This window comes from Pseudomonas sp. B111 (assembly GCF_026428275.1).
Lineage (GTDB): Bacteria > Pseudomonadota > Gammaproteobacteria > Pseudomonadales > Pseudomonadaceae > Pseudomonas > Pseudomonas aeruginosa.
Genome location: NZ_CP097857.1, coordinates 1,130,970 through 1,147,023, shown reverse-complemented (window position 1 = coordinate 1,147,023; position 16,054 = coordinate 1,130,970). Strand labels below are relative to the sequence as shown.

The following is a 16,054-nucleotide window of genomic DNA, read 5'->3' as shown; positions in this document are numbered from 1 at the left end:
TTCAGTGATCGGAGAGAATGTCCACTGCGCCCGGCTTGTCGTAGGCGCCGAAGCGATCGACCAGGGTCGCGCTGGCGGCGTTCAGGCCCAGCACGTCGACCTGCACGCCGCGCTGGCGAAAGCTCAGGACCACCTTGTCCAGTGCCGCGACGGCGGTGACGTCCCACAGGTGGGCGTGGCGCAGGTCGATGAGCACATGCTCCAGCGTCTCTTTCAGGTCGAAGGCAGCGACGAACCTGCCGGACGACGCGAAGAACACCTGCCCGCTCACCTGGTAGTGGCGGCGGGTGCCGTCGGCGGAGCGTTCGCTGTCGATATCGAGGTAGTGCCCGATCTTGTTGGCGAAGAACAGCGAGGCCAGGAGAACGCCGGCGACCACGCCGAAGGCCAGGTTGTGGGTGGCGAGGACCACGCCGACCGTCACCAGCATGACCAGGTTGGTCGATAGCGGGTAGCGCTTCAGGTTGCGGATCGACTCCCAGCGGAAGGTGCCGATGGACACCATGATCATCACCGCCACCAGGGCCGCCATGGGAATCCGCCCGACCCAGTCGCTGAGGAACACCACCATCAGCAGCAGCGCGACGCCGGCCACCAGGGTCGAGAGTCGGCTGCGCCCGCCGGATTTAACATTGATCACCGACTGGCCGATCATCGCGCAGCCAGCCATGCCGCCGAGCAGGCCGGTGGCGATGTTCGCCAGCCCCTGGCCCTTGCATTCGCGGTTCTTGTCGCTGCCGGTGTCGGTCATCTCGTCGACGATGGTGGCGGTCATCAGCGACTCCAGAAGGCCGACCACCGCCAGGGCGGCGGAGTAGGGCAGGACGATCAGCAGGGTGTCGAGGTTCAGCGGCACGTCCGGCCAGAGGAACAGCGGCAGGCTGTCGGGCAACTGTCCCATGTCGCCGACGGTGCGGATGTCCAGGCCCAGGTAGATGGATATGCCGGTGAGGACCAGGATGCATACCAGCGGAGAGGGCAGCAGCCGGCCGATCCGTGGCAGGTGCGGGAAGCCGTAGACGATCGCCAGGCCCGCAGCGGTCATCGCGTAGACCGGCCAGCCGACATCGGTGAGTTCGGGTAGCTGGGCCATGAAGATGAGGATCGCCAGGGCATTGACGAAACCGGTCACCACCGAGCGCGAGACGAAGCGCATCAGCGAGCCCAGGCGCAGGTAGCCGGCGAGTATCTGCAGCACGCCGCAGAGCAGGGTCGCCGCCAGCAGGTATTGCAGGCCGTGGTCCTTCACCAGGTTGACCATCAGCAGCGCCATGGCGCCGGTAGCGGCGGAGATCATTCCCGGACGGCCGCCGGCGAAGGCGATCACCACCGCCATGCTGAAGGAGGCGTACAGGCCGATCTTCGGGTCGACCCCGGCGATGATGGAGAAGGCGATGGCCTCGGGGATCAGCGCCAGGGCGACGACCAGGCCGGCGAGCAGGTCGCCGCGAATATTGGAGAACCAGTTCTGTTTCAGCGTCTGTAGCATCGGGATATCCAGGGACGAGGCGCGGCCCGTGCCGTCGGTCGACGGTGCGGGCCGTGGGATGGCATTGAAAAAACTAGGGATGACGACAGGCGTTCAGGCGAACGAACGCTGGCCGCGGTCGTTCGGACCGTTGCCGGAAGGGGCAGGCATGGCTATGGCGGAGTGGGCAGCCAGGTCATCGGGGAGTGCGGGTGGTCGCTTGCAGGGAGCGGCAGCATAGCCGATTCGATAGGCCCGACCAAGCTCTACTCCGGACATTCCCTGGGGGCGCAATCGGTGGCGCTGAATCAAACAGGCGAAACGGTTCTAAGCTATCGAGGGATCGTCCTTGCATGGAGAGAACATCATCATGTTCAACACTCGTTCTGTGCTGGCGCTGGTCATGAGCCTGTCTCTGCTCGGCGGTACGCCTGCCGTCCTGGCCGACCCGGGCAATGGCAAGGGCAATCCGCATGGCAACCAGATGGACGGCGGAAAGGCTGACAAGGGCAACAAAGGCAACCAGGGCGGCCCCGGCAACAAGGGCGGCGGCTCCGGCCAGAAGGGCAACGGCGGCGGCAACCGGGACTCGGGGCCGCGCATCGACGTCGGCGGGGTACGGGTGATCCTCGGCGACAACCGCGGCTACTGGAACCCGGGACCGGCCCTGCCGCCCGGCATCCAGAAGAACCTGGCGCGCGGCAAGCCGCTGCCGCCCGGCATCGCCAGGAAACTCGACGGCCGCCTGCTCGGCCGGCTGCCGCACTACGACGGCTACGAGTGGATGCAGGCCGGCACCGACCTGCTGCTGGTGGCGGTGGCGACCGGGCTGATCTACGAAGTGCTGGACAACGCTCTCGACTGAGCGGGCCTTGGCTGTGCAGGGCGGGTAGCGCCATAGGCGCTATCCGACGGGCCCCGTTGGAGTGGCGGATAACCGTGTTGCGCTTGTCCGCCCTACCTCGTGGAAGTCCTTTTCTTACCCCAGGTCAGGCCCGCAGGCGTTGCAGGGCATCGCCCAGTTGCGCGGAGAGGCTGTGGAGATCACGGCTGGCGGCTTCGGTCTGCTCCACCTGTTCCTGGTTGCTGGAGGCGATCGAGGCGATTTCCGTGAGGTTGCGGGAAATGTCCTCGGCCACGGCGGTCTGCTCCTCGGCAGCGGTAGCGATCTGGCGGTTCATGTCGCGGATCGCCTCCACCGAGGCGGTGATCTGGCGCAGCATGGCGCCGGCGTTGGCAACCTGCTCGGCGCCGGCCTCGCTGCGCGACTGCCCGCTTTCGATGGCGCGCGCGGCATTCACCGCGCCGCTCTGCACGGTATCGATGATCTGGTGGATCTCGGCGATGGACTCGGCGGTGCGCTGCGCCAGGGTGCGGACCTCGTCGGCGACCACCGCGAAGCCACGGCCGGCATCGCCGGCGCGGGCGGCTTCGATGGCCGCGTTGAGAGCGAGCAGGTTGGTCTGCTCGGCGATGCCACGGATCACGTCGAGGACCTTGCCGATCCTGCCGCTATCGCTTTCCAATTGGCGGATGACCTCCACCGTATGGTCGATCTCCTTGCGCATCTCGCCGATGCTGCGAATCGTTTCTTCCATCACGTCTTCGCCGCGCTGGGCGGAATCGTCCGCCTCGTCGGCGGCCCTGGCCGCGTCGCCGGCGTAGCGCGCCACTTCCTGGGCGGTGGCGGACATTTCCTGCATCGCCGTGGCGACCTGGTCGGTGCGGCTGAACTGCTCGCGGGTACCGGCCGCCATCAGGCTGGCGATCGCGTTCAGCGAGCCGCTGGCGCTGTCCAGGTCGCGGGTACTGCGCCGCAGCCGGTCGAAGATGTCCACCAGGAAGTCGCGCAGGGTGTTGGCGGCCAGGGCCAGCTTGCCGAGTTCGTCCTTGCGCCGGATCTCGATGCGCTCGCCGAAGTCGCCATGGCTGAGCTGGGCGATGTGCTCGATCAGGCGTTGCACCGGACGGACCAGGTTGCGGTTGACCAGCCACAGGCTGAGCAGGGCGACGGCCAGGCTGGCGCCGATCAGCACCAGGCTGCCGAGCAGCATGGTGCGCCGGGCCTCCGCGCTGATGGAGGAGGAATGGAGATCACTGGCCTGGTGCAGTTCGTCGCGCAGGGCCTGCATCTGCGCGGTGGTGGCGCGGTCGATGCCGGTCACCGCCTGGTCGCCGGCGATGGGGTCGGCGCCCGCCTCGAGGAACCGTTGCCTGCCTTGTCGGTAAGCCGTACCGAGTCGCCGGTGCTCTTCGCGCAGGCGCTCGGCACGATCCTTCAACTCGCCTTCGGCCACGCTGCCCAGGCGCCCGAGGATGTCCTGCACCGCTCGCTCCTGGGCTTCGAACTGGCTCCAGTATTTCGTCTGGGCCTCTGCCTGGCGTCCGCGCAGCAGGACGTTCTTCCATTCCTGGACCTGGCCGCGGAATTGCAGGTTGGCCTCGTCGATCAGTTGCGCCGCCCGCACGGGGCCGCCGAGCAGCTCGCGGTAGGCGCGTACGTCGCCGGTCAGCGAGCCGAAGCAGGCCAGGGCTATGAGTAGCAGCGCCGCCAGGCTGCCGCCGAGCAGGACAAGGATTTGCGCACGTAGGGATTGTTGCAGCATGGAACGCCTCAATGGATTGCCAGGTTGGACCGGCACGCAGGCTGCGACGAGGCAGCCGAGGACGTCCCTGTGGCCCGGCGAGGCGGGCGTGGCGCGTGTTCCGGCTCGCAGAGTATCGACAGCGGATCTGACAACTTGAGGACGACGCAGGGGCCGGGCCAGAGCCGACGAAGGGAAATAGCTGGCATGGATGTTCTGCGGGGCTTCGGTTAATCTCTGTGACGAATGTCACATTGTGCCAGTCGAAGGATCTGACTCATGGATGTCCCTCCCACCGTTCAGGATGAACAGGCCGTTTCCCGCCAGTTGCACTCGTTGAGTGTGCGCAATCTCGCTCACTTGGCTGCCGCCCTGACCCAGCTCGGCTTCGAGCTGTCGCGCAGCTCCGACCCTGGCACCCGCCAGGCGGCCAATGCCTTCATCGGCCAGTTGGCCAATATCAACCAGGACATCGATCGACAGATCGAGCTGCTCGGCGCGCTGGACGCCGACAGCGTGGGGTTTCGCCTGCTGGACGAGGTGCAATACCCGGATGCGCCCGAATGAGCCGACGCCAGGAGCACGCAAAGAGTGGAGGGGGTGTGCGGGCCGAGAGCGGCAGTCTCCCGGCGTGGCGCTGATCAGTCTTCCTGGCGCAGGTCGCTGAGCATCTGCTCCCAGTACTGGTTGGCCTTGCGGTTGAGATCGAAGGCGGCTTGACGCAACTGGTCGTACTCGGCGCCGCTGTAGCCGCTTTCGCGCAGCTTCTGGCGAGCGGCGTCGGCTTCTTCGCGCAGACGGTTGTAGGTCGCCTGGTCGTCCGCCCAGGTCCTACCTGTGCGCCGGGTGTACTTGTCCTGGGGTTCAGCCATGGGTTCTCCTTGCGGGCCGGATGGGACTTGGAAAAACGCTGCGCTGAACAGACTTTTTCCAATGGCAAAAATTCAAAAAAAACTGACGGATTGCGCGACTTCGCTATTGGTACCGATGTCCCATACCTGTACGCCAGCCGATGAAATTTGTGCGTTCCTCGCCAAGTCGGCTAGCTTGTTCAGGCTTGCGCCTTGGCGCTCGCCGTCTCTCCGGTAAGCTGGGAACGTTGTCGCCATGGGCTCGGAGACTGCGCGGACGGCGCCATGGCGACAGGTCCGACCTTTCCCTCCGATGGGTTTTGCGAGTAAGGAAATGCTATGAGAAGCAAGGCGTCCGGCTTGGCGCTGGTGGTAGTGGCGGGGCTTGTGGCGGGTTGCGCCAGCAGTGGCTATCAGCCCGAGGTCGACTGGCCGGCCGGCTGGCAGGTGATCACCGAGAGCATCCCACCCGAGGCCCGCGACGTGGAGCAACTGGGCTCCCGGCAACTGGCGACCAAGCTCGGGCCGGGAGGCGAGAAGGAAGCCAGCATCGAGTTGCTCAGCCTGAAGATGATGGAAGAGGAGTCGGTGGAGATCGACGGCCAGTTCCAGAGTGTCTTCGATGTCGTCCAATCGGGCTACCGCAAGGCCGGGCTGGGCTCGCGCTGCACCACGCCGATCCGCTCGAACCTCGGCGGCCTGGCATCGCTGGAGACCCACTGCCGGATCAGCCAGGGCAACGAGGTGCTGCTGACCCAGATCGTGGCGATGGCCCTGGGACAGCGCGCGATGTACTCCCTGGTATATACCGCCAGTCCGGCCAACAGCGTGGTCTACCGGCAGAGCTACCTGCGCACCCGGGCCAGCCTGGTCCTGCGCTGAAGGGCCAGCCGCTCGACGCCTGGACGCGACCGGCGTCGCTCAGGCTTCCTCGGGCGGTGCCTCGACGCTGAGATAGCGCTGGGCGCCGCAACGCCGGCAACGTTGGCGCAGCATCAGGTCGGGGCCTACCGTGACCAGGCTACCTTCGTCCCAGCGGCAACCTCGCAAGAAACAACGCAAGCGCATGACTCCTCCCCGCGGGGCGGCTCGCCCCGTCCACGAAACAGGCAGTGGTGGTGTGGTTCACTCCGGCTTGTTCTTGTCTGGAGGTGGGAAAAGCCTGCGGCGAAGCGTCTAGAATGGGCAACCTAAATTCGCCGGTTCATTCCGCGGCGGGATTCATCACCCAACTGGCGGCGGTGACCTGCGGTGCCAGGCACAGCTCGCCGACCATCTGTTCCACCAGCGAATCCTCCTTGTGCAGGGTGAACACCACGGCGTTCACTTCTACGTTGCCGCTGCCTTTCAGCGCGTGGCTTTCCAAGCTCTGCAGGTTCAGGCGGTTGTCGCCCATGCGTTGCAGCAACTGCATGCGCACCAGCGCTTCGTTGCGCGCCTCGCAGGACACGCTGATCTGGTAGAAGCGCTCCTGCTCGGCCTCGCCCGAGGTGTGGCGGTCCACCACCCGGCCGAGAGCGGGCAGGAACAGGTTGGCGATGACGATCAGCGCGGTCGTCATGCAGGCCGCCAGGATGAAACCGCTGCCGGCCAGTACGCCGATCGCGCCGGTGCTCCAGATGCTCGCCGCAGTGCTCAGGCCGCGTACGCTGAGGCCGTCGCGCATGATCACGCCGGCGCCGAGAAAACCGATGCCGCTGACTACCTGGGCCGCCATGCGGGTCACGCTGACCTCGTTGTCGAGCAACAGCGGCAGGATCGAGAAGCTGGCCGCACCGAGTGCGACCATCGCGTGGGTGGCCATGCCGGAAGAGCGTTGTCGCCATTGCCGCTCGAGACCGACCAGCGCACCGAGGCCGAGGGCCGTCACCAGGCCGATGGCGATTTCCGGGGTCATGCTGTGCTCCTGTGAAAAACCGCCCATTGTACGCCGTTCCGCTGGTTCACGCCGGGACCAGCGGCCCCGGGCGGACAAGCCTCTTGCGTTTACCTTTACGTTAACGTAAACATGCTCATCGACTTCACCGACACCGTTCGCCGGTGTCCGTCGTAGCGCCCCGGCGGCGCAGGACGACGGTTCAGCGACATTCCCAGAACAACCACAACAAGGGAAAGCCATGAATCAGCCGAGCTATACCTCGGGTCGCCAGGATGTCGCCTTGCTGGCGACCACCGTCGGCGACGCCTTCGATGCCACCGTCGCGCATCATGCCGAGCGCGAGGCGCTGGTGGTGCGGCATCAACGCCTGCGCTACAACTGGCGGCAACTGGCGGAGCGGGTCGATACCTACGCCCGCGCCTTCATCGCCCTGGGCCTGCGCCCCGGCGAGCGCCTGGGGATCTGGGCGCCGAACTGCGCCGAATGGTGCATTACCCAGTTCGCCAGCGCCAAGGTCGGTGCGGTCCTAGTGAATATCAACCCGGCATACCGCAGCAGCGAGCTGGAATACGCTCTCAAGCAGTCCGGTTGCAGTTGGCTGATCTGCGCCGACGCCTTCAAGACCAGCGACTACCACGCGATGCTCGGCGACCTGCTGCCGGAGCTGGCGCGGGCGCGTCCGGGCGAACTGGCCAGCGAGCGCCTGCCGGAGCTGCGCGGCGTGATCAGCCTGGCCGAGCGGGCGCCGGCGGGCTTCCTGCACTGGCAGGGCCTGCCGGGGCTGGCCGCCGCGGTAGGCGCCGAGGAACTGCGCCAGCGCCAGGCCTCGCTACAGTTCGACGAGCCGATCAACATCCAGTACACCTCCGGTACCACCGGCTTCCCCAAGGGCGCCACCCTCAGCCACTACAACATCCTCAACAACGGCTACATGGTCGGCGAAAGCCTCGGACTCGGCGCGGAAGACCGCCTGGTGATCCCGGTGCCGCTGTATCACTGCTTCGGCATGGTGATGGGCAACCTCGGCTGCGTCACCCACGGCTCGACCATGATCTACCCGGCGCCCAGCTTCGACGCCGAGGCGACCCTGCTGGCCGTGGCCGAGGAGCGCGCCACCGCGCTGTACGGGGTACCGACCATGTTCATCGCCGAGCTGGATCATCCGCGCCGCCGCGAATTCGACCTTTCCAGCCTGCGCACCGGAATCATGGCCGGCGCCACCTGCCCGATCGAGGTGATGCGGCGGGTCATTGGCGACATGCACATGGCCGAGGTGCAGATCGCCTACGGCATGACCGAGACCAGCCCGGTGTCGCTGCAGACCGGTCCGGACGATGGCCTGGAGCTGCGCGTGACCACTGTCGGACGCACCCAGCCGAGGCTGGAGAGCAAGATCGTCGACCAGACGGGCAGGGTGGTGCCGCGCGGCGAGATCGGCGAGCTGTGCACCCGCGGCTACAGCGTGATGCTCGGCTACTGGAACGACCCCCAGGCCACCGCCGAGGCCATCGACCCGGCGCGCTGGATGCACACCGGCGACCTGGCGGTGATGGACGACGACGGCTACGTGCGGATCGTCGGGCGCAGCAAGGACATGATCATCCGCGGCGGCGAGAACATCTATCCGCGCGAACTGGAGGAGTTCTTCTTCACTCACCCGGCGGTGGCCGACGTGCAGGTGATCGGCATCCCCGACGAGCGCTATGGCGAGGAAATCGTCGCCTGGATCAAGCTGCATCCGGGCCACCACGCCGATGACGAACAGTTGCGGGCGTTCTGCAAGGCGCGTATCGCTCACTTCAAGATCCCGCGCCACTTCAGGTTCGTCGACGAGTTCCCGATGACCGTTACCGGCAAGATCCAGAAGTTCCGCATGCGCGAGGTCAGCATCGAAGAGATTCGCCTGCTCGCGCTGCGCGAGGGGCGCGATTGAGAGGATGGAGCCGCGCCCCGCTCCTGCGCTAAGGTGGCGGGCGGCGCGCAGCGAGGCGAGAAGGACGGGTGAAGAACGACGGCGAGACTCAGGCGAGCACCAAGGGCACCATCTCGGTGCGCCTGGTCGGCGAGGCGCTGGTGGAGTGGCGCCGGCAGGGCGGCGAGGAGGGGAAGGTCCTCCAGGCCGCCGGTATCGATCCGCAGCTGCTCGGCAAACCCTACGCGCGGGTCACCTCGCACGCCTATTCGCGGCTCTGGCTGGATCTGGCTCGGCGCATGGACGACGAGTTCTTCGGCATGGACGCGCGGCGCCTGAAGAGTGGCAGCTTCGCTTTCATGAGCCGCTGCGCGATCCACGAGCAGACCCTGGAACCGGCGCTGACCGGCATCCTGCGATTCCTCTGCCTGCAGTTCGACGACTTCCAGCCGCGCCTGCAGCGCCGCGGCGGCCTGGCGGAAATCGTCCTCGACGAGGCGCCGGGCCGGTACGGGCGAGCGCTGTCCTACTTCACCCTGTGGATGATCACCCATGGCCTGGCCTGCTGGCTGGTCGGCCGGCGCATCCCGATCCTGGCCATCGACCTGCGCTGTCCGCAGCCGGACTACATCGAGGACTACCGGGTGATGTTCAGCGACAACCTGCGTTTCTCCCGTCCCCTCAGCCGCCTGCTGTTCAATGCCGACTGCCTGGCTCTGCCGGTCCGCCGCGACAAGCGGGAGCTGCGGCGCTTCCTGCTCGGCGCGCCGGCCAACATCCTGGTCCGCTATCGCGATCCGCAGAGCCTGGCGGCGCGGATCAAGGCCTACCTGCGCAGCCTGCGGCCGGGACGCTGGCCGGACGCGGACGCGCTCGCCGGGCATTTCTTCATGGCGCCCTCGACCCTGCGCCGCAAGCTGTCCCTGGAAGGGCAGAGCTACCAGGCGCTGAAGGACCAGGTCCGCCGCGACCTGGCCATCGCGCGGCTGGACGCCGGCGCGGCGAATTTCGCCGAACTGGCGCTGGAGCTGGGCTTCGCCGATGGCAGCGCGTTCCACAAGGCGTTCAAGAAGTGGACCGGCTCGACCCCCGGGCAGTACCGGGCGCAGGTCGCGGCGGAAACCGCGTCGGCCGAATCGTCAGGCGTCTTGTCCGAAACGCTCGGCCGTCGATAGGGCGAATGCCGCGCAGCGTCATCCGCGGTATGTCGCGAACGGTTCGGGGGGACAGGCAGCCAGCCCGGATTGTCCAAACCGCTCAGGCAGATTGAAGCCTTTCGACATTGCCCCGCGCCAGCCACGGCGTGAAGATTCCAGCTACTCCATACAAAAACAAGCCGAGGAGTCCTGCAATGCGCGACTACGCCACCACTGCCGCCGGGTTCGACTTGCAGCGGACCGCCGCCGCCACGCTTTCCGGCACGCTCCAGGCGCTCAACGCCTGCGTCGAATGCTGCGACCGGCATGCCCTGCCGGGTCGGATCGCGTTGTTCTGGGAGGGCAAGGATGGCAGTCGCGCCAGCTATACCTTCAGTGAGCTGAAAGCGCTCTCCGGACGTTTCGCCAATTTCCTCCAGGCCCAGGGCGTACGCCCGGGCGACTGCGTCGCCGGCCTGTTGCCGCGCACGCCCGAGCTGCTGGTCACCATCCTCGGCGCCTGGCGCCTGGGCGCGGTGTACCAGCCGCTGTTCACCGCCTTCGGCCCGAAGGCCATCGAACACCGCGTGGTGACCGCCGGCAGCAAGGTGCTGGTCACCGATGCGGCCAACCGCGACAAGCTCGACGAACTCGCCGATCCGCCTCTGGCCGTCACCGTCGGCGGACCGAAGGGGCAGGGCATCCGTCGCGGCGATTTCAGCTTCTGGGCCGAGCTGGAGCGCTATCCGGCCGAATTCGAGCCGGTTCCGCGCAGCGGCGAGGATCCGTTCCTGATGATGTTCACCTCCGGCACCACCGGCCTGGCCAAACCGGTGCCGGTGCCGCTCAAGGCGATCCTCGCCTTCGTCGGCTACCTGCGCGAGGCGGTGGACCTGCGCCCCGAGGACGCCTTCTGGAACCTCGCCGATCCGGGCTGGGCCTACGGCCTCTACTACGCGGTTGCCGGTCCCCTCGCCATGGGCCATCCGACCACCTTCTACGAAGGGCCGTTCAGCGTGGAAAGCACCTGTCGGATCATCCGTGACTACGGCATCACCAACCTCGCCGGATCGCCCACCGCCTATCGCCTGCTGATGGCCGCCGGCGCGGCCGCGGAAACTGCGCTGAAGGGGCGCCTGCGCGCGGTCAGCAGCGCCGGCGAGCCGTTGACGCCGGAGGTGATCCGCTGGTTCGCCGACAGGCTCGGCACCACCATCCACGATCATTACGGGCAGACCGAGCTGGGCATGGTGCTGTGCAACCACCATGCCCTGGCGCATCCGGTGCGGGTCGGCGCCGCCGGATTCGCCTGTCCCGGGCACCGGGTGGTAGTGCTGGACGACGATCTCAACGAACTGCCGCCCGGCCAGCCGGGCATCCTCGCCCTCGACCGGCGGCGTTCGCCGCTGATGTGGTTCCCCGGCTACCAGGGCCTGGAAACCGCAGCCTTCGTCGGCGACTACTACCTGAGCGGCGATACCGTCGAACTCAACGAAGACGGCAGCATCAGCTTCGTCGGCCGCGCCGACGACGTCATTACCACCTCTGGCTACCGGGTCGGCCCGTTCGATGTGGAGAGCGCGCTGATCGAACACCCGGCAGTGATGGAGGCGGCGGTGATCGGCAAGCCCGACCCGGAGCGCACCGAACTGGTCAAGGCCTTCGTCGTGCTCTGCGCCGGCCACCGGCCGACGCCGGAACTGGCGGACGAACTGCAGCGATACGTGCGCCAGCGCCTGTCGGCGCACGCCTACCCGCGGGAGATCGAGTTCCTCGAGGAACTGCCGAAGACCCCCAGCGGCAAGATCCAGCGCTTTCTCCTGCGCAACCAGGAGATCGCCCGGCAACGCGAGGCGGCCCCACGGGCGGCCGCCGCGAACTGATTCAGCAGGAGAAAACGACGTGCGTATCGAAAATCGAGTGTTCCTGGTCACCGGCGGTAGCTCCGGGCTCGGCGCCGCCACCGCGAAGATGCTGGTGGAGCAGGGCGGTAAGGTGGTGCTGGCCGACATCAACGCCGAGGCCGGCGCGGCCAAGGCCGCCGAGCTTGGCGCCCAGGCGCGCTTCGTCAGGGCCGACATCGCCAGCGAGGCCGACGGCCGCCAGGCCGTGGCCACTGCACTGGAGGCCTTCGGCGGCCTCCATGGCCTGGCCAATTGCGCGGGCGTGGCGCCGGCCGAGAAGGTCCTCGGACGCAATGGCATCCATGCCCTGGAGAGTTTCCGCCGGGTCATCGACATCAACCTGGTGGGCAGCTTCAACATGCTGCGCCTGGCCGCCGAGGCCATGTCCCAGGGCCAGCCGGACGAGGGCGGCGAGCGCGGGGTGATCGTCAATACCGCCTCGGTGGCGGCGTTCGACGGGCAGATTGGCCAGGCCGCCTATTCCGCCTCGAAGAGCGGGGTGGTCGGCATGACCCTACCCATCGCCCGCGAGCTGGCGCGCTTCGGCATCCGAGTGATGACCATCGCCCCGGGCATCTTCGAGACACCGATGATGGCCGGCATGCCCCAGGAGGTGCGCGACTCCCTCGGCGCCAGCGTGCCGTTCCCGCCGCGCCTGGGGCGTCCGGACGAATACGCCGCGCTGGTCCGGCAGATCATCGAGAACAGCATGCTCAACGGCGAAGTGATTCGCCTCGACGGCGCCATCCGCATGGCCGCCCGCTAATACAGGAGGAAGATCCCATGACCCGCGAAGATCCGATCGTCATCGTCAGCGCCGTCCGCACCCCGATGGGCGGCTTCCTCGGCGACTTCAAGGACGTCAACGCCGCTACCCTCGGCGCCGCGGCGGTGCGCGCCGCGGTGGAGCGGGCGCGCCTGCAAGCCGACGAAGTGGACGAGGCCGTGCTCGGCTGCGTGCTCGCCGCCGGCCAGGGCCAGGCGCCGGCGCGCCAGGCGGTGCTTGGCGCCGGGCTGGCGCGCGGCACGCCGTGCTCGACGCTGAACAAGATGTGCGGCTCGGGCATGAAGGCGCTGATGCTCGCCCATGACACGTTGCTCGCCGGCAGCGCCGGGGTCGCGCTGGCCGGGGGCATGGAAAGCATGTCCAACGCGCCCTACCTGCTGGAGCGCGCCCGTAGCGGCTACCGCATGGGCCACGGCAAGGTGCTCGACCACATGTTCCTCGACGGCCTCGAAGACGCCTACGACAAGGGCCGCCTGATGGGCACCTTCGCCGAGGACTGTGCCGAGGCCTACGGCTTCACCCGCGAAGCACAGGACGAGTTCGCCGTGGCCTCGCTGACCCGCGCGCAGCAAGCCATGCGCGACGGGCGCTTCCAGGCCGAGATCGTGCCGCTGACGGTCACCGCCGGCAAGACCGAGCGCCTGGTGGATAGCGACGAGCAGCCGCCGAAGGCCCGGCTGGACAAGATCCCGACCCTGAAGCCGGCGTTCCGCGAAGGCGGCACGGTGACCGCGGCCAACTCCAGTTCGATTTCCGACGGCGCCGCCGCGCTGGTCCTGATGCGCCTTTCCGAGGCCGAGCGACGCGGGCTCGCGCCGTTGGCGGCGATTCGTGGGCATGCTTCGTTCGCCGACGCGCCGAACCTGTTCCCCACCGCGCCGGTCGGTGCGGTGAAGCGCCTGATGCAGCGTACCGGCTGGTCGCTGGGCGAGGTCGACCTGTTCGAGGTCAACGAAGCCTTCGCCGTGGTCGGCATGGCGGCAATGCGCGACCTCGACCTGTCCCACGAGCGCCTCAACGTCCACGGCGGCGCCTGTGCGCTGGGCCATCCGATCGGCGCGTCCGGCGCGCGGATCGTCGTGACCCTGCTCAACGCCCTGCAGCAGTACGACCTGGAACGCGGCGTGGCGGCGGTCTGCATCGGCGGCGGCGAGGCGACCGCGATCGCCGTCGAGCGCTTGCGCTGATGCAGGCAGTGAAGAAGAGGAACCCGCGATGATTCCCTGCGAAGAAGAGATCCAGATCCGTGACATGGCGCGGCAGTTCGCCCAGGAACGGCTGAAACCGTTCGCCGCCGACTGGGACCGCGAGCACCGTTTCCCGGCCGAGGCGATCCGCGAGATGGCCGACCTCGGCTTCCTCGGCATGCTGGTGCCCGAGGAATGGGGCGGCGCGCAGACCGGGCACCTGGCCTACGCCATGGCCCTCGAGGAGATCGCCGCTGGCGACGGCGCCTGCTCGACCATCATGAGCGTGCACAACTCGGTCGGCTGCATGCCGATCCACAAGTTCGGCAGCGCCGAGCAGAAGGAGCGCTTCCTCCGTCCGCTGGCCCAGGGTTCGATGCTCGGCGCCTTCGCCCTGACCGAGCCGCAGGCCGGTTCCGACGCGAGCTTCCTGAAGACCCGCGCCCGCCGCGACGGTGACCACTACGTGCTGAACGGTGCCAAGCAGTTCATCACTTCGGGCAGCCACGCGGGGATGGTGATCGTCTTCGCGGTCACCGATCCGGATGCCGGAAAGCGCGGCATCAGCGCGTTCATCGTGCCCACCGACACGCCCGGCTACGAGGTGGTGCGGATCGAGGACAAGCTCGGCCAGCACGCCTCGGACACCTGCCAGCTGGCCTTCAACGACCTGCGTATCCCGGCCACGCTGCGCCTGGGCGAGGAGGGCGAGGGCTACCGCATCGCCCTGGCCAACCTCGAAGGCGGCCGCATCGGCATCGCCGCCCAGGCGATCGGCATGGCGCGCGCGGCGTTCGAGGCGGCGCGCGACTACGCCCACGAGCGGGAAACCTTCGGCAAGCCGATCATCGAGCACCAGGCGGTGGCCTTCCGCCTGGCCGACATGGCCACCCGCATCGCCGTGGCGCGGCAGATGGTCCACCACGCCGCCAGCCTGCGCGAAGCCGGCCTGCCGTGCCTGACCGAAGCCTCGATGGCCAAGCTGTTCGCCTCGGAGATGGCCGAGGAAGTCTGCTCCGCGGCGATCCAGACCCTCGGTGGCTACGGCTATCTCAAGGACTTCCCGGTGGAGCGCATCTATCGGGACGTGCGGGTCTGCCAGATCTACGAGGGCACCAGCGACGTGCAGCGCCTGGTGATCGCGCGCAGCCTGTAGCGGCGACTATCCGTCGTTTCCGCAACGGCGCCCTCTCCCTTCAGGGAGAGGGCGCGCTGAGGCACCTCGGAAGCAAACGACTGTGGCCTCGTTCGCCCTACGCCCCTTGGCAGGCGCTCACGCCGGCTGTGCCGCCTTGTTCTCGCGCGCGGTGACCTGCTGGCACAGCTCGATGATCTGTTCGCGCATCCAGCGGTTGGCCGGGTCCTGGTCGGTGCTCTCGTGCCAGTACAGGTGGGTTTCCAGCTTTGGCACGTCGCTCACCGGCAGCACCGCGTAGTGCAGGTCGTGGTGACGGGCGAAGCGTTCCGGCACGGTCATCGCCATGTCGGTCTGCTGGACCACCGTGGAGGCCATCAGGTAGTGCTGCGAGCGCAGCGCGATCTTGCGCTGGATGCCCATCTTGCCCAGCGCCAGGTCGATGTAGCCGAGGCCGCTGCGGCGGCTGGAAATATGGATGTGGGTCAGGCCCAGGTAATCGTCCAGGGCCAGCTTCGGCTTGCCCGCCAGTGGGTGGCCGCGGCGCATGGCGCAGACGTAGCGGTCCTCCATCAGCTTGACGTGGCGCACCTGGGGATCGGTGTTCAGCGGCGCGTCGACGGCGAAGTCGAGGCGGCCGGCGGCGAGTTCCTTGGTGGTTTCGCGGCGCTTGGCGAGGAAGCTCTCGATATGCACGTTCGGCGCCAGGCGGCGCAAGCGCTGGAACAGCGGGGGGAGGATGACCGCTTCGGTGAGGTCGGTCATGCTGATGCGGTAGGTCTTGTTCGCCTGCTGCGGATCGAAGCTGCGGCTCTCCTGCACCGAAACCCGCAGCAACTGCAGCGCGTTGCGCACCGGGCCGATGATGTTCTGCGCCATCGGGGTCGGCACCATGCCCTGGGCGGTGCGCACGAACAGCGGGTCGTTGAAGGTCTCGCGCAGGCGGGAAAGGGCGTTGGATACGGCTGGCTGGGTGATGCCGACGATCTGCCCGGCGCGGGTCAGGTTGGCTTCGGTATAGATCGCATCGAACACGATGAACAGGTTCAGGTCGACTTTGTTCAGGTTCATGGCACTGGCTCCGCGACTTTTCTTGTTATTGGGGGCTTGGATGACCCCCATATGGATCATGAATGTTCATGGACGGAAAAAATAGACTGGGCAAATCTTAAGCCCTGTTCCGGCATCGTTACCAGCGCCTTTGTCCGAT

General features: G+C 67.3%; 15 protein-coding genes. 9 read left to right on the top strand and 6 right to left on the bottom strand.

Annotated features, from left to right (window positions below; genetic code table 11):
- Window position 1 precedes the first annotated feature (1 nt).
- Complete coding sequence (locus M6E97_RS05240; protein WP_034005394.1) at window positions 2–1,489, bottom strand: SulP family inorganic anion transporter; 1,488 nt, start codon at window positions 1,487–1,489, stop codon at window positions 2–4.
- 349 nt (window positions 1,490–1,838) lie between these two features.
- On the opposite strand from M6E97_RS05240, the gene M6E97_RS05235 reads away from it, so the two are divergent.
- A complete protein-coding gene (locus M6E97_RS05235) occupies window positions 1,839–2,333 on the top strand; it encodes an anti-virulence regulator CigR family protein (RefSeq protein ID WP_031631194.1) in 495 nt (164 codons plus the stop codon).
- A gap of 124 nt (window positions 2,334–2,457) precedes the next feature.
- Here the strand turns inward: M6E97_RS05235 and ctpH are convergent, their stop codons facing one another.
- Window positions 2,458–4,074: a methyl-accepting chemotaxis protein CtpH gene (ctpH, locus tag M6E97_RS05230; protein ID WP_034005392.1), complete on the bottom strand. Its 1,617-nt coding sequence runs from the start codon at window positions 4,072–4,074 to the stop codon at window positions 2,458–2,460.
- Between the two features lie 258 nt (window positions 4,075–4,332).
- On the opposite strand from ctpH, the gene M6E97_RS05225 reads away from it, so the two are divergent.
- The gene (locus M6E97_RS05225) at window positions 4,333–4,620 is read left to right on the top strand and encodes a hypothetical protein (RefSeq protein ID WP_003090024.1); all 288 of its coding nucleotides are present in this window, start codon (window positions 4,333–4,335) and stop codon (window positions 4,618–4,620) included.
- A gap of 74 nt (window positions 4,621–4,694) precedes the next feature.
- Here M6E97_RS05225 and srfA read toward each other — a convergent pair whose 3' ends face one another.
- Complete coding sequence (gene srfA / locus M6E97_RS05220) at window positions 4,695–4,925, bottom strand: stress response facilitator SrfA (protein ID WP_003090022.1); 231 nt, start codon at window positions 4,923–4,925, stop codon at window positions 4,695–4,697.
- Window positions 4,926–5,243: 318 nt separating this feature from the next.
- On the opposite strand from srfA, the gene M6E97_RS05215 reads away from it, so the two are divergent.
- Complete coding sequence (locus tag M6E97_RS05215) at window positions 5,244–5,786, top strand: DUF4946 domain-containing protein (protein ID WP_003139045.1); 543 nt, start codon at window positions 5,244–5,246, stop codon at window positions 5,784–5,786.
- A 39-nt stretch (window positions 5,787–5,825) separates the two neighbouring features.
- Here the strand turns inward: M6E97_RS05215 and M6E97_RS05210 are convergent, their stop codons facing one another.
- Both M6E97_RS05210 and M6E97_RS05205 read right to left on the bottom strand, forming a co-directional pair.
- Entirely contained in the window at window positions 5,826–5,972 is a 147-nt protein-coding gene (locus tag M6E97_RS05210; RefSeq protein WP_011666632.1) for a PSPA7_2676 family Cys-rich small protein, read from the bottom strand.
- Window positions 5,973–6,108: 136 nt separating this feature from the next.
- Window positions 6,109–6,801 carry an MgtC/SapB family protein gene (locus tag M6E97_RS05205; RefSeq protein WP_003102512.1) on the bottom strand — a complete coding sequence of 231 codons (693 nt, stop codon included), beginning with the start codon at window positions 6,799–6,801 and terminating at the stop codon, window positions 6,109–6,111.
- A 220-nt stretch (window positions 6,802–7,021) separates the two neighbouring features.
- Here M6E97_RS05205 and M6E97_RS05200 point away from each other — a divergent pair, with 220 nt between their 5' ends.
- From M6E97_RS05200 to M6E97_RS05175, 6 genes are all read left to right on the top strand, one after another.
- On the top strand, window positions 7,022–8,716 hold the full coding sequence (locus M6E97_RS05200; protein WP_034005390.1) for an AMP-binding protein: 1,695 nt from the start codon (window positions 7,022–7,024) through the stop codon (window positions 8,714–8,716).
- Between the two features lie 68 nt (window positions 8,717–8,784).
- Complete coding sequence (locus tag M6E97_RS05195) at window positions 8,785–9,870, top strand: AraC family transcriptional regulator (RefSeq protein WP_034005389.1); 1,086 nt, start codon at window positions 8,785–8,787, stop codon at window positions 9,868–9,870.
- Window positions 9,871–10,046: 176 nt separating this feature from the next.
- On the top strand, window positions 10,047–11,714 hold the full coding sequence (locus tag M6E97_RS05190; protein ID WP_034005388.1) for an acyl-CoA synthetase: 1,668 nt from the start codon (window positions 10,047–10,049) through the stop codon (window positions 11,712–11,714).
- Window positions 11,715–11,733: 19 nt separating this feature from the next.
- Window positions 11,734–12,501, top strand: a complete 768-nt coding sequence (locus M6E97_RS05185) for a 3-hydroxyacyl-CoA dehydrogenase (RefSeq protein WP_003090005.1) — start codon at window positions 11,734–11,736, stop codon at window positions 12,499–12,501.
- A 17-nt stretch (window positions 12,502–12,518) separates the two neighbouring features.
- A complete protein-coding gene (locus tag M6E97_RS05180) occupies window positions 12,519–13,709 on the top strand; it encodes an acetyl-CoA C-acyltransferase (protein ID WP_003108823.1) in 1,191 nt (396 codons plus the stop codon).
- A gap of 28 nt (window positions 13,710–13,737) precedes the next feature.
- On the top strand, window positions 13,738–14,865 hold the full coding sequence (locus M6E97_RS05175) for an acyl-CoA dehydrogenase family protein (protein WP_033938714.1): 1,128 nt from the start codon (window positions 13,738–13,740) through the stop codon (window positions 14,863–14,865).
- Window positions 14,866–14,982: 117 nt separating this feature from the next.
- Here the strand turns inward: M6E97_RS05175 and M6E97_RS05170 are convergent, their stop codons facing one another.
- Window positions 14,983–15,915 carry a LysR family transcriptional regulator gene (locus M6E97_RS05170; RefSeq protein WP_003090000.1) on the bottom strand — a complete coding sequence of 311 codons (933 nt, stop codon included), beginning with the start codon at window positions 15,913–15,915 and terminating at the stop codon, window positions 14,983–14,985.
- Between the last annotated feature and the right edge of the window lie 139 nt (window positions 15,916–16,054).